14 protein-coding genes are annotated in these 13,034 nt (G+C 72.9%); 12 read left to right on the plus strand and 2 right to left on the minus strand.

Features of this window, described 5'->3' with window-relative positions:
- Positions 1-15: 15 nt before the first annotated feature.
- Positions 16-543, minus strand: coding sequence for an inorganic diphosphatase (locus DAE25_RS01115; RefSeq protein ID WP_234410828.1), 528 nt, complete (start codon positions 541-543; stop codon positions 16-18).
- A gap of 123 nt (positions 544-666) precedes the next feature.
- Here DAE25_RS01115 and dacB point away from each other — a divergent pair, with 123 nt between their 5' ends.
- The 12 genes from dacB (at position 667) to DAE25_RS01175 (ending at position 11,928) form a co-directional block, all read left to right on the plus strand.
- Complete coding sequence (dacB, locus tag DAE25_RS01120) at positions 667-2,139, plus strand: D-alanyl-D-alanine carboxypeptidase/D-alanyl-D-alanine endopeptidase (RefSeq protein ID WP_159083509.1); 1,473 nt, start codon at positions 667-669, stop codon at positions 2,137-2,139.
- 27 nt (positions 2,140-2,166) lie between these two features.
- Positions 2,167-3,225, plus strand: coding sequence for a zinc-dependent metalloprotease (locus DAE25_RS01125; protein WP_107764428.1), 1,059 nt, complete (start codon positions 2,167-2,169; stop codon positions 3,223-3,225).
- A gap of 8 nt (positions 3,226-3,233) precedes the next feature.
- Positions 3,234-4,235 carry a tRNA lysidine(34) synthetase TilS gene (gene tilS, locus DAE25_RS01130; RefSeq protein WP_107764429.1) on the plus strand — a complete coding sequence of 334 codons (1,002 nt, stop codon included), beginning with the start codon at positions 3,234-3,236 and terminating at the stop codon, positions 4,233-4,235.
- A gap of 202 nt (positions 4,236-4,437) precedes the next feature.
- Positions 4,438-4,989, plus strand: coding sequence for a hypoxanthine phosphoribosyltransferase (gene hpt, locus DAE25_RS01135; protein WP_107764430.1), 552 nt, complete (start codon positions 4,438-4,440; stop codon positions 4,987-4,989).
- A gap of 97 nt (positions 4,990-5,086) precedes the next feature.
- On the plus strand, positions 5,087-7,153 hold the full coding sequence (gene ftsH / locus DAE25_RS01140) for an ATP-dependent zinc metalloprotease FtsH (protein WP_107764431.1): 2,067 nt from the start codon (positions 5,087-5,089) through the stop codon (positions 7,151-7,153).
- 12 nt (positions 7,154-7,165) lie between these two features.
- Positions 7,166-7,771 carry a GTP cyclohydrolase I FolE gene (gene folE, locus DAE25_RS01145; RefSeq protein WP_107764432.1) on the plus strand — a complete coding sequence of 202 codons (606 nt, stop codon included), beginning with the start codon at positions 7,166-7,168 and terminating at the stop codon, positions 7,769-7,771.
- The gene (folP, locus tag DAE25_RS01150; protein ID WP_234410768.1) at positions 7,768-8,643 is read left to right on the plus strand and encodes a dihydropteroate synthase; all 876 of its coding nucleotides are present in this window, start codon (positions 7,768-7,770) and stop codon (positions 8,641-8,643) included. Before folE ends, folP begins: the two co-directional genes overlap by 4 nt.
- Positions 8,640-9,008, plus strand: a complete 369-nt coding sequence (folB, locus tag DAE25_RS01155; RefSeq protein ID WP_056887513.1) for a dihydroneopterin aldolase — start codon at positions 8,640-8,642, stop codon at positions 9,006-9,008. The genes folP and folB overlap by 4 nt, the downstream gene beginning before the upstream one ends.
- Entirely contained in the window at positions 9,005-9,577 is a 573-nt protein-coding gene (gene folK, locus DAE25_RS01160) for a 2-amino-4-hydroxy-6-hydroxymethyldihydropteridine diphosphokinase (RefSeq protein ID WP_107764433.1), read from the plus strand. Before folB ends, folK begins: the two co-directional genes overlap by 4 nt.
- Positions 9,574-10,086 carry a DUF3180 domain-containing protein gene (locus DAE25_RS01165; RefSeq protein WP_234410769.1) on the plus strand — a complete coding sequence of 171 codons (513 nt, stop codon included), beginning with the start codon at positions 9,574-9,576 and terminating at the stop codon, positions 10,084-10,086. Before folK ends, DAE25_RS01165 begins: the two co-directional genes overlap by 4 nt.
- Before the next feature lie 9 nt (positions 10,087-10,095).
- Complete coding sequence (locus DAE25_RS01170) at positions 10,096-10,755, plus strand: SPX domain-containing protein (protein WP_234410770.1); 660 nt, start codon at positions 10,096-10,098, stop codon at positions 10,753-10,755.
- 87 nt (positions 10,756-10,842) lie between these two features.
- Positions 10,843-11,928, plus strand: a complete 1,086-nt coding sequence (locus tag DAE25_RS01175) for a GNAT family N-acetyltransferase (RefSeq protein ID WP_107764435.1) — start codon at positions 10,843-10,845, stop codon at positions 11,926-11,928.
- A gap of 52 nt (positions 11,929-11,980) precedes the next feature.
- On the opposite strand, the gene DAE25_RS01180 is transcribed toward DAE25_RS01175, so the two are convergent.
- A complete protein-coding gene (locus DAE25_RS01180; RefSeq protein ID WP_407669310.1) occupies positions 11,981-13,033 on the minus strand; it encodes an ABC transporter ATP-binding protein in 1,053 nt (350 codons plus the stop codon).
- Position 13,034: the final 1 nt, after the last annotated feature.

Below are 13,034 nucleotides of genomic sequence, written 5' to 3' on the forward strand. Positions count from 1 at the left end.
CGAGGGGTCAGTGGGTCAGTGGCCCTCGGTCTGCGCGCGCTCGAACGACGCGCGGACCTCGGCCTCGGCCTCGGCGCGGCCGACCCAGTTGGCGCCCTCGACGGACTTGCCGGGCTCGAGGTCCTTGTAGACCTCGAAGAAGTGCTGGATCTCGAGACGGTCGAACTTGGAGACGTCGCCGATGTCCTGCAGGTGCTGCAGGCGCGGGTCGTGGGACGGGACGCACAGGACCTTGTCGTCGCCGCCGGCCTCGTCGGTCATGCGGAACATGCCGATCGCGCGGCACTCGATGAGGCAGCCGGGGAAGGTCGGCGCCTGCAGCAGCACGAGCGCGTCGAGCGGGTCGCCGTCCTGGCCGAGGGTGTTCTCGATGTAGCCGTAGTCCTCGGGGTAGGCGGTCGAGGTGAAGAGCATCCGGTCCAGGCGCAGGCGCCCGGTCTTGTGGTCGACCTCGTACTTGTTGCGCGAGCCCTTGGGGATCTCGATCAGCACGTCGAAGAGGAGCTGGCCGCCCTCGGGCGGGTGGACGTCGCTCTCACTGATCTCGTCGCGGACGTCGTCGGCTACCTGCTCGTCGGGCACGGTTATCTCCTGGGGCATGTGGGTGATCGGCGGCCAGTGTCGCGCACAATGACCCCCGACGGCCAAAGTGAGGGGGGAATTCCTGTGGGACGTGACCGACGCCACTCGCCGGGACCCACCGGTCCCGGCCGCGTCGCGCACTGGGTGCCCACCCTCCTGGTGCTGGCCCTGGTGGCCGCCGCGTTCGCGTCGTACCGCCTCGACCTCGGCCCCCGCTACCTCCCCTGGCTCGCGCTCGACCCGCAGTCCGAGCCCGCCGCGATCGCCCCACCCGCCGGGGTGGCGCTGCCGGAGTGGAGCGAGCCCGCGTCGGTCTCGGAGGTCGTACCGCCCGCTCGACGCGGCACCGTCGACCCGGCCGCGGTCGCGGCAGCCATGGCCCCCGGGCTCCAGGACGAGGACCTCGGCCGGCACGTGGTCGCCGCGGTCGGCGACCTCAACGGCGACGGGCCCGTCTGGTCGTACGGCGAGGGCGCGGTCATCCCCGCCTCGACCACCAAGCTGCTCACCGGAGCCGCTGCGCTCGAGGCGCTCAGCCCCGACACCCGCTTCACGACCCGCGTCGTCACGGGCGCCTCGCCGCGCGACGTGGTGCTCGTCGGAGGCGGCGACCCCTACCTCGCGAGCAGGCCGCTCACCCCCGAGGAGTCGCTGACGGCCTATCCCGAGCGCACCGACGTGGTGACCCTCGCCCGCCGGGTGGCGGCGAGCGTCGACCCCGGGCAGCGGGTGCGGGTGCAGTACGACGACAGCCTCTTCACCGGGCCGAGCAACAACCCGCGGTGGCGGGCCGACTACGTGCCCGACGACATCGTCAGCCCGATCACGGCCCTGTGGGTCGACCGCGGGGCCTCGCCCACCGGCTTCGGCTACTCCGACGACCCCAGCGCGACCGCCGGCGAGACGTTCGCCGCCGCCCTGCGCGACGCGGGGGTGCGCGTGGTCGGCGCCCCGACACCGACCACGGCGCCGGCCGGGGCCACCGAGATCGCCTCCGTGACCAGCGCGCCGGTGGCCGACATCGTCGAGCACGTCCTCGAGGTCAGCGACAACGAGGCCGCCGAGGTGCTGGCCCGCCACGTGGGGATCGCGGTGAGCGGTGAGGGGTCCTTCGAGGGCGGCGCGGCCGCGGTGCTCGCGACGCTCCGGGGGATCGGCGTCGACACCGGCTCCGACGTGATCCACGACGGCTCGGGGCTCTCCAGGCAGAACCGGGTCTCTGCCGGGACCCTCCTGCAGGTGGTGCAGGCCGCCGCCGCACCGGCCAACCCGGCCCTGCGGGCGGTGCTCACCGGCCTCCCGGTCGCCGGGTTCACCGGGTCGCTCGCCTTCCGCTTCGACACCGGCTCGCCCGCCGGGCCGGGGCACGTGCGGGCCAAGACCGGCACCCTGAGCCGGGTCCACTCGCTGGCCGGCGTGACGACCGACCGCGACGGCAACGCCATGGCCTTCGTGGTGGCCGTGGACCGGGCCAGGGACGAGGACAAGCTCGATGCGCAGCAGGCCGTCGACCGCCTCGCGGGGGACCTCGCGGCCTGCCGCTGCAGCGCCGGCTGACGTGGGCCGTCCGGCTAGGGTCGCCCCATGACGTCAATGGTCGACTGGGACTTCGCGGTGAACCTCGGGGCGAAGGTCGCCGGCGACGGCCCCGAGGTGACCCCGGCCGACGCGGCCGCGGCGGTGACCGAGCTCCGCGACGACGCCAACCGCTCCACCGGGCTGGTCCGCGACTTCACCGGCCTGGTCGCCCACGGCAACTCTGCACCCGTCCTCGTGGTCGACCGGCGCGGCTGGGTGCAGGCCAACGCCGACGGCTTCGCCCGCATCCTGGATCCCCTCGTGACCCGGCTGACGGAGAAGAAGGGCACGCCGCAGGGGTTGTCGCTGGCCATCGGCTCGCGGGTCACCGGGGCCGAGGTCGGCCTCATGCTGGGCTTCCTCGGCACCAAGGTGCTCGGCCAGTTCGACCCCTTCTACGGCCTTCCCGACGAGGGGCCCGACGGGGGAGTCGCCACGGACACCGGCCGGTTGCTGCTCGTCGCCCCCAACATCGTCCACGTGGAGCGCGAGCTCGGCGTCGACCCGACCGACTTCCGCCTCTGGGTCTGCCTCCACGAGGAGACCCACCGGGTGCAGTTCACCGCCGTGCCGTGGATGCGCGACCACCTCTACTCCGAGATGCTCGCCCTCACCGGGACCGTCGAGCCCACCGGGATGATGGACGACGTCGTACGCCGCGTCTCCGAGGCCGTCCGCGGGGGCGGCGGCAGCCTGGTCGACGTCATGGGCACCCCGGAGCAGAAGGAGATCCTCGACCGGATCACCGGCGTCATGTCCCTGCTCGAGGGCCACGCCGACGTGGTGATGGACGGGGTCGGGCCGACGGTGATCCCCAGCGTCGAGCGGATCCGGGGACGCTTCAACGAGCGCCGCAAGGGTGTCGGCACCCTCGACCGCATCCTGCGCCGGCTGCTCGGCCTCGACGCCAAGATGGCGCAGTACCGCGACGGCGCCGCCTTCGTGCGCCACGTCGTCGACAAGGTCGGCATGGACGACTTCAACGCCGTGTGGGCCGAGCCCGCACACCTGCCCAGCAAGTCCGAGATCGGTGACCCGGACGCCTGGATCACCCGGGTCCTCTGAGGCGGGCGGTGAGCCTGCACCCCGCGATCGCTGCCGTACGCCGCGGCGTACGGGCCGTGCTCGACGACCTGCCCGCCGGGGCCACGGTCGTGGTGGCCTGCAGCGGCGGCGCCGACTCGCTGGCCCTGATGAGCGCGGCCGTCTTCGAGGGCCACAAGCGCTACCAGCGCGTCATCGGCGTGACCGTCGACCACGGGCTCCAGGCCGGGTCCGCCGACCAGGCGTCGCGGGTGGTCGAGCAGATGGCCGGGCTCGGCGCCGACGAGACGATGACCGCCACCGTGGTGGTCGACGCCGCCGGGCTCGGGCCCGAGGCGGCCGCCCGGGAGGCGCGCTACGCCGTGCTCGAGGAGGTCGCCGCGCGCACCTCCGCGGCCGTGGTCCTCCTTGGTCACACCCTCGACGACCAGGCCGAGACCGTGCTGCTCGGGCTGGCCCGCGGCTCGGGCGGGCGCTCGTTGGCCGGGATGCGCCGCCGCTTCGACGTGTTCGCCCGGCCGCTGCTCGGCGTACGCCGCGACGACACCGTCACCGCCTGCCAGGTCGAGGGCCTCCGGGCGTGGGAGGACCCGCACAACACCGACCCGGCCTACACCCGGGTGCGGGTCCGCCGCCGGGTGCTGCCGGTGCTCGAGGACGAGCTCGGACCCGGTGTCGCACCCACCCTGGCCCGCACCGCCGACCAGCTCCGCGACGACATGGGCCTGCTCGACGAGCTCGCCACCGCGGTCGCCGCCGCCGTCACCACCGACGACGGGCTCGCGGTCGATCCCCTGGCCGACCAGCACCCCTCGCTGCGTCGCCGCGTGCTCCGCAGCGCCCTCCTCGCCGCGGGCGCCCCGGCCTCCGAGGTGCACCACGAGCACGTGCTGGCCGTCGACGCCCTGCTCACCGACTGGCGCGGCCAGAAGTGGATCGACCTCCCCGGCCACCTGCGTGCCGTACGCCGCAACGGCCACCTCGTCCTCGAGCGCGCCCCGTCCGCGCCCGGCGGCCCCGCGCCCGCCTGACCGCTTCGCGTCGGCGGGGAACCAGACCCGGCTCACCGCGACCGTGCCGGCCGATCCTGTTCCCCACCGGCGTCGCCGGGGAACGAGGGCGGCCCGATCCCCGCGGCGTACGCCGTGGTGGTTCCCCACCCGCGCCGGGGCTGCCCGCCCGTTCCTCGACCGCCCCGACGACCCGGCGCCCGGTGCACCTAGGCTGCTCGCCATGGACGCGTCCCACGTGGAGTCTGACCTGGTCAACGTGCTCTTCACCGAGGAGCAGATCCAAGCCCGCTTGCGGGAGATGGGCGAGCAGATCGCCGCGGACTACGAGGGCCACGACCTGCTCATGGTCGGAGTCCTCCGCGGCGCCGTGATGGTGATGGCCGACCTGTCCCGCGCACTCGGCCGCCACGTCGAGATGGACTGGATGGCGATCAGCTCCTACGGCTCGGGCACCAAGTCCAGCGGCGTGGTGCGGATCCTCAAGGACCTCGACACCGACATCACCGGTCGGCACGTGCTGATCGTGGACGAGATCATCGACACCGGGCTCACCCTGAGCTGGCTGGTCAACAGCCTCGGCAGCCGCGGCCCGGCCAGCGTCGAGATCGCCACCCTGCTGCGCAAGCCGGAGGCGCTGAGCATGCCGGTGGAGCCCCGGTACGTCGGCTGGGACATCCCCAACGAGTTCGTCGTGGGCTACGGGCTCGACTACCAGGAGCGCTACCGCAACCTGCGCGACATCGGCACCCTGGCGCCGCACGTCTACTCGTGAAAGGCCCCGCGCTTCACCCGGCCTGAAAGAATGGTCCACACCCGCGGGTGGGCGTGACGATGTACGGTCACACCCCCCGAACCCCTCGTCGCGAAAGATGCTTGTGAAGCGTATTTTCAAGGGCCCTTGGCTGATAGCGCTGGTGGCGGGCGTCGCCGCGCTCCTCGCCATCCAGTTCCTCATCCCCAACGGCGGGCACGACGAGGTCAAGACCTCCGAGCTCAACGCCTGGATCGCCGCCGGCGACGTCAAGGACATCACGTTCGTGGACGGCGACCAGGAGATCCGGGCCACGCTCGACTCCGGCGTACGGGAGGGCAGCGACAAGGTCGTCGCCTACTACATCCAGGGCCAGCAGGAGTCGATCCTGGCCGCGGTCGACGAGCAGGTGGAGGCCGGCACCATCGAGGAGGCCAACTCCGAGAACCCCCAGCCCAGCGTCCTCGGCTCGCTGCTGGTGACCCTGCTGCCCTTCGCCCTGATCGTGCTGCTCTTCATCTTCTTGATGAACCAGGCCCAGGGCGGTGGCCGCGGCGTCATGCAGTTCGCCAAGAGCAAGGCCAAGCTCATCACCAAGGACATGCCGAAGACGACGTTCTCCGACGTCGCCGGCTCCGAGGAGGCGGTCGAGGAGCTCGGCGAGATCAAGGAGTTCCTGCAGGAGCCCGCCAAGTTCCAGGCGGTCGGCGCCAAGATCCCCAAGGGCGTCCTCCTCTACGGCCCGCCCGGCACCGGCAAGACGCTGCTGGCCCGCGCCGTCGCCGGCGAGGCCGGCGTGCCCTTCTTCTCGATCTCCGGCTCCGACTTCGTCGAGATGTTCGTCGGTGTCGGCGCCAGCCGCGTCCGCGACCTCTTCGAGCAGGCCAAGGAGAACGCCCCGGCCATCGTCTTCATCGACGAGATCGACGCGGTCGGACGCCACCGCGGCGCCGGCATGGGCGGCGGCCACGACGAGCGCGAGCAGACCCTCAACCAGCTCCTCGTCGAGATGGACGGCTTCGACGTCCGCGGCGGCGTCATCCTCATCGCCGCGACCAACCGGCCCGACGTGCTCGACCCGGCGCTGCTGCGCCCGGGCCGCTTCGACCGCCAGATCCAGGTCGACGCCCCCGACCTCAACGGTCGCCACCAGATCCTCAAGGTCCACTCGCGCGGCAAGCCGATGGCCCCGGAGATCGACCTGCTGAGCGTGGCCCGTCGTACGCCGGGCTTCACCGGCGCCGACCTGGCCAACGTGCTCAACGAGGCGGCGCTGCTCACCGCCCGCGGCAACGAGAAGCTGATCACCGACGCGTCCCTCGACGAGGCCATCGACCGCGTGATCGCGGGACCGCAGCGCCGTACCCGCCTGATGAGCGAGAAGGAGAAGCTCATCACGGCCTACCACGAGGGCGGCCACGCCCTCGTCGCCGCCGCGGTGCCCGGCACCGACCCGGTGCACAAGGTCACGATCCTCCCGCGCGGCCGGGCCCTGGGCTACACGATGGTCCTGCCCGACGAGGACAAGTACAGCCAGACCCGCTCGGAGATGCTCGACAAGCTGGCCTACATGCTCGGCGGCATGGCGGCCGAGGCGCTGATCTTCCACGACGTCACCAGCGGCGCCGGCAACGACATCGAGAAGGCCACCAGCCTGGCCCGTGCCATGGTCACGCAGTACGGCATGAGCGAGCGGCTCGGCGCGATCAAGCTCGGCGACAGCACCTCCGAGCCGTTCCTGGGCCGCGACATGGGCCACCAGCGCAACTACTCCGAGGAGGTCGCCGCGGTGATCGACGCCGAGGTCAAGATGCTCCTCGGCACCGCCCACCAGGAGGCCTTCAACATCCTCGAGCAGAACCGCGACGTCCTCGACGCCCTGGTCCTCGAGCTCCTTGACAAGGAGACCCTCGACAAGGCGCAGATCGCCAGGATCTTCGAGCCCCTGCGGCTGCAGGGGGCGCGTCCGGCCTGGACCGGGTCGCCGGACCGCAACCCGTCCGCGATCCCGCCGGTCGAGATCCCCGAGGAGATCCGCGAGCGGGCCCGCAACGCCAACGGCACAGCGCCCGACCGGGTCGAGGGCGGCATCGTCCTCACCCCGCCCGGCGCCGGTGGCGACACCCACGGCGACACCGTGGGCGGTCCCGACACCACGCCGCCCACCCCGCCCACGACGACCTGACGGGCCCACGCCATGACCGACCCGATCAGCCTTGACGAGCGCGAGGTTCCCGACTTCGACCACGCCAGGGCCGAGGCGGCGGTCCGCGAGCTGCTGCACGCGATCGGGGAGGACCCCGACCGCGAGGGCCTGCACGACACCCCGGCTCGCGTGGCGCGTGCGTACGCCGAGCTGACGGCCGGCCTGCGGCAGCGCCCGGAGGACGTCCTCACCACCACCTTCGACATCGGCCACGACGAGATGGTGCTGGTGCGCGACATCGAGCTGTGGTCGATGTGCGAGCACCACCTGGTGCCCTTCACCGGGGTGGCTCACGTCGGCTACATCCCGGCCGAGACCGGCAAGATCACCGGGCTGTCCAAGCTGGCGCGCGTCGTCGACGTCTTCGCCAAGCGACCGCAGGTGCAGGAACGGCTCACCACGCAGGTGGCCGACGCCCTCATGGAGATCCTCGAGCCGCGCGGCGTCATCGTGGTCATCGAGGCCGAGCACCTCTGCATGACCATGCGCGGGGTGCGCAAGGCGGGCGCCCGCACGATCACGTCGGCGGTGCGCGGCATCATGCACAACGCCGCCACGCGCTCCGAGGCGATGGCGCTGATCCACTCCCGCCGATGACGCTCCCCGAGCGACCCCTCGTGATGGGGATCGTCAACGTCACCCCCGACTCCTTCAGCGACGGCGGCCTGTACGCCGACACCGCGTCCGCCCTCGCCCACGGCCGCGACCTCCTGGCCCAGGGGGCCGACGTCCTCGACGTGGGCGGCGAGTCGACGCGTCCCGGGGCGACCCGGCCCGTGGTGGCCGAGGAGCTCGACCGGGTCGTGCCGGTCATCTCCGGGCTCGCCGCGCTGGGCGCGGTCGTCTCCGTCGACACCATGCGTGCCGAGGTCGCCGCGGCCGCGCTCGAGGCCGGGGCGCGGATCGTCAACGACGTCTCGGGCGGGCTGGCCGACCCGGCGATCCTCGGCGTCGTCGCGGGCTCCGACGCGACGTACGTCGCCATGCACTGGCGCGCGCACAGCGACCGGATGGCCGACTTCGCGACGTACGACGGTCCCGGCGGCGTCGTGACGGCCGTCGTCGACGAGCTGGCCGAGCGCCTGCACGCGGCGACCGCCGCGGGCATCGACCCCGACCGCGTCGTGCTCGACCCCGGCCTCGGCTTCGCCAAGCGCGGGGAGCACAACTGGCAGCTGCTGGCCCACCTCGAGGCGGTGGCGGCCCTGGGTCGACCGCTGCTGGTGGGCGCGAGCCGCAAGAGCTTCCTCGGCGCCCTGCTCGCCGGCCCCGACGGCACCCCGCGACCGCCCGGCGAGCGCGAGCACGCGCACTCCGCCCTGGTGCCGCTGCTCGCCGACCTGGGCGTGTGGGGCCTGCGGGTGCACGACGTACGCGCCACCACCGACGCCCTCGCGGCCTGGCAGGCCTGGCGGACCCACCGGTCGCCAGGACCCGCGCCGACCACCGGACAGGAGCAGCACGGATGACCGACGAGCTGAGCATCACGGGCGTCGAGTGCTTCGCGCACCACGGCGTCTTCGACTTCGAGCGACGCGAGGGACAGACCTTCGTGATCGATCTCGCACTGGGCATCGACACCCGTCCGGCGGCCGCGTCCGACGACTTGCAGGACACCGTCAACTACGGGACTCTCGTGGACCGGGTCCGGGCGGCAGTCGAGTCCGACCCCGTGGACCTCATCGAGACAGTGGCCCAGCGCATCGCCGACATCTGCCTGACCGACGGTCGTGTTGAATGGGCCCGCGTCACGATCCACAAGCCAGATGCACCCATTGACGCGACATTTCGGGATGTCGCGCTGACGATCACCAGGACAGAGGCCAGTCGATGACCGAGACCCCCAATCCCTACATCGTGGACACGGACTCCCTCACCGGAGAGATGCACCCGATCCGCCGGATCGTGGTCGCGCTCGGATCCAACCTCGGCGAGCGGCTCGCCACCCTCCAGGGCGCCGTGGACGCACTCGCCGACACTCCGGACCTCTTCCTCACCGGGGTCTCGCCGGTCTACGAGTCGGAGCCGGTGGACTCGCCGGTCGAGGACTCGCCGATGTTCCTTAACGCGGTCGTGCTGGCCGACACCACCCTCCCGGCCGCCCGGCTGATGGAGCGGGCCCTCGCCATCGAGGACGCCTTCGCCCGCGAGCGCAGCGACCTCCGCAACGCCCCGCGGACCCTCGACGTCGACCTGATCGTCGTGGGCGACCGCCGCGCCGACGACGACTTCCTGCGCCTGCCGCACCCGCGCGCCCACCAGCGCGCGTTCGTGCTGAAGCCGTGGCACGACCTCGAGCCCGACGCCGAGCTCCCCGACCACGGCCCGATCGCCGACCTGCTCGACCAGGCCGACGCCACCGGCATCTCGCGCCGCGACGACCTGGCCCTCGAGGTCCAGTGACCGCAGGCCCTCCCGACGGGGGCCCGGAGGTCCCCGGTCCCGAGGAGGAGCCGGAGGGCCGCCTGCGTCCGACCTCCGCCACCGCCCTGGCGGTCGCGGCCGCTCTCGGGATGGTCGGGGGAGGGGTGCTGCGCGACGTCGCGGTCGCCCTCGACGGGACGGCGCCGATCGTCACGTGGGTCCAGGTGCTCGCCCTGGTCTTCGTGGCGTGCTTCGTCGGTGCGCTGGCGTGGGACACCCGCCGGACCCTCCACGTCCGCCACGAGCGGCTGGAGCCGCACCGCGCGGTCAACCGGCTCGTGCTGGCCCGCGCCTGCGCCCTGGTCGGTGCGCTGGTGGCCGCGGGCTATGCGGCGTACGCCGTGACCTGGGTCGGCGACGCCTCCGAGCTGGCCGGCCAGCGAGTGCTCCGCTCGGCCGTGGCGGCCGCCGCCGGAGTGGCGATCGTCATCTCCTCGCTGCTCCTCGAGCGCGCGTGTCGGCTGCCCTCCCGCGAGAACGGGCCCTAACCTGCTGGTATGCCTTCCCTCCAGCCCCAGCAGTCACAGGTGTCCGCTCCGGCTGCCCCGGCCCCGACGAGCACCGCGCCCACCGCGCGCAGCGCCTCCCGTCGTCGCCAGCGCAGCACGCGACTGACCGTGGCCGTCGCCCTGCTCGCCGTGGCGACCCTGCTGGTCGGGTGGGCCCTGGTCGCGGGCATCGGCTGGCTGACGTCGCTGGTCGCCGTCGCGGCCCTGGTGCTCGGCGCTGCCGCGACCCGCATCACCCACACCGAGGTCATGCAGGCCCGTCGCGACGCCGCGCGGGACCGCGCCGAGCAGGCGTCCGCGTACGCCGCCCTCACCGCGGAGCGCACCGCCGAGAACGCCGTCTTCGCCGCCGACATGCGCCGCAAGATCGCCGATCGTGAGGAGGTCATCGACGGACTCGAGGTGGCCCTGAGCAAGGCCCAGCGCCTCGCCGCCGACCAGACCCGCAAGCTCAACGCCGAGGCCCGTCGCGCCGACGTCGCCGAGCGTGAGGTCTCCGAGTCCGCCCGGCTGCTCGACGCCTCCGAGGACCGCGCGGCCGAGGCCATCGTGCTGGTCGCCGAGCTCGAGGCCGAGCTCGACGTGATGCGCGCCGAGCTCGTCTCCTGGAAGGCCGCCGCGGCCGCCAAGCGCGCCGAGTCCGCCTGATCCACGACGCCGCCGACCGTCCCGCCGGCGGCGGCCGGGTGACCGTGGCCGGGTGACCGCCCGGCCCGTAGGGCAGAATCAACTGATGTGATCCCTGAGGACAACCGGTTCGAGAGCGACCCCGCCAGCGTCATTCCCGAGGATCACCCGCTACCGGAGGGCTGGGAGCCCGGGCCGGTCGACGGCGGGGACGCCGCGACGGTGGCCCGCCTCAGGGACCTCCTCCGCGCCCACGAGGCCGCCGGTCGGGGCTGGGCGGGCGCGTCCGAGGACGACGTACGCGTCGAGGTCTCCGACCACGGCCTCGCCACCCGCGAGAACGTCGTCGTCCGCGACACCGCGGGCACGATCCGCGCATGGGGCAGCGTGCACGACCGGGCCGAGGGCCGGATGCTCTTCGTCCACGTCGTCGACCGCGACCTCGACGACGACACCGCGCTGGCATGCTCCGACGTGCTGTTCGAGTGGGCCGAGGCCCAGGCCCGGTCGGTGGGGGAGGGTCGCGGCCTCGAGGTCCAGCAGATCGACACCGGCGCGTTCGCCGGCGACGACCGCCAGCACCGCTTCCTCGAGGGGGCCGGCTTCACCAAGGTCCGCACCTGGTGGCAGATGAGCCGGCCGGTCACCGCCGACGAGGCGACGCTGGTGGCCGACCCGGCCGGGTGGGAGCGCAAGGGCGTGCGCTTCCGGCTCGTCGGTCGCGAGGACGACGGGATGCCCGACGAGTCCTGCCTGCGGGCGGTCCACGACGTGCTCGAGGGTGCCTTCACCGACCACTTCAACTCGGCGGAGGAGACCTTCGACGAGTTCATCCACCGGCTCCGCGAGGACCCCGGCCACCGCTGGGACCACTGGTGGCTCGCCGAGCTGCTCGACGACCCGGAGGCCCCCGAGCCCGTCGGCGCCCTCGTCGGCACGGTCTCGGAGAGCGACGACGGCCCCGACGGCTCCTACGTGTCCTACCTCGGCGTCCTGGAGTCGGCCCGTGGCCGGGGCGTGGCGACCGGGCTGCTGCGCACGATCGTGGCCGACGCCGCCGCGCGCGACCGGGACCGGGTCGGTCTGGAGGTCGATGCGGACTCCCCGACCGGGGCCGACGGCCTGTACGTCGCCATGGGCTGGGAGACGCGCTACGTCACCGAGTCGTGGCACAAGGACGTGCCGGTCCGCTGACGTCGTCCTCGGGGCCCGGCGCAGCGCTCAGCGCAGCGACTCGCGCCGCGCCTCAGCGCAGGGACTCGCGCAGCGCGCGGTGCACCCCGGCCGGCGTGAGCACGCCGACGAAGGCCGCACCTTGCTTGACCCCGATCATCGGCTTGTCGTCGCGCAGCAACGCGGCGAACGCCTCCTCCAGCGTGGAGTCGAGGTCGATCGCCGCACCGAGCTGACCGCCCTGCACGCCCTCGAGGGGCTCGAGGTGCTCCACGCGCAGCGGCGTCACGGCGAGGCGGCGCAGGCCCCGCGTCGAGCCGACGAAGTCGGCCACGAAGTCGTCGGCCGGGTGCGCGAGCAGCTCCATCGGCGTGGCGAACTGCGCCAGCCGGCCGCCGGTGGCGAAGACCGCGACCCGGTCGCCCATCCGGACGGCCTCGTCGATGTCGTGGGTGACGAGCACGACCGTCTTGCCCAGCTCGCGCTGGAGACGCAGGAACTCGTCCTGGAGCCGCGTGCGGACGACGGGGTCGACGGCGCCGAAGGGCTCGTCCATCAGCAGCACCGGCGGGTTGGCCGCCAGGGCGCGGGCCACGCCGACGCGCTGGCGCTGGCCGCCGGACAGCTGGTGCGGGTAGCGGTCGGCGTACTGGTCGGGGTCGAGGCCCACGGTGTGCATGAGCTCGCGGGCGCGCTCGCGCGCGGTCGACTTGGACTCGCCGTACAGGAGGGGCACGGTCATCACGTTGGTGATGATCTTCTGGTGCGGGAAGAGGCCGATCTGCTGGATGACGTAGCCGATGCCGCGGCGCAGCTCCACCGGGTCGGCGTGGGTGACGTCCGTGCCGTCGAGCCAGATGCGCCCGGTGGTGGGCTCGATGAGCCGGTTGATCATCTTGAGCGTCGTGGACTTGCCGCAGCCCGACGGACCGACGAGGCAGACCATCTCGCCGCGGCGTACGTCGAGGTCGAGCTCGTGGACCGCGACCGTGCCGTCGTCGTACGTCTTGCCCACGCCGGACAGGCGGATCATGGTGTCGGAGTCCGCACCGTCGGCCGCGTCGTCGTGCGCGTCGGGGGTCGCCGACGCTGACTGGAATCCGTGGTCGGAGGCGGTAGCGTCCATG

This window comes from Nocardioides terrigena (assembly GCF_003047265.1).
GTDB lineage: Bacteria > Actinomycetota > Actinomycetes > Propionibacteriales > Nocardioidaceae > Nocardioides > Nocardioides terrigena.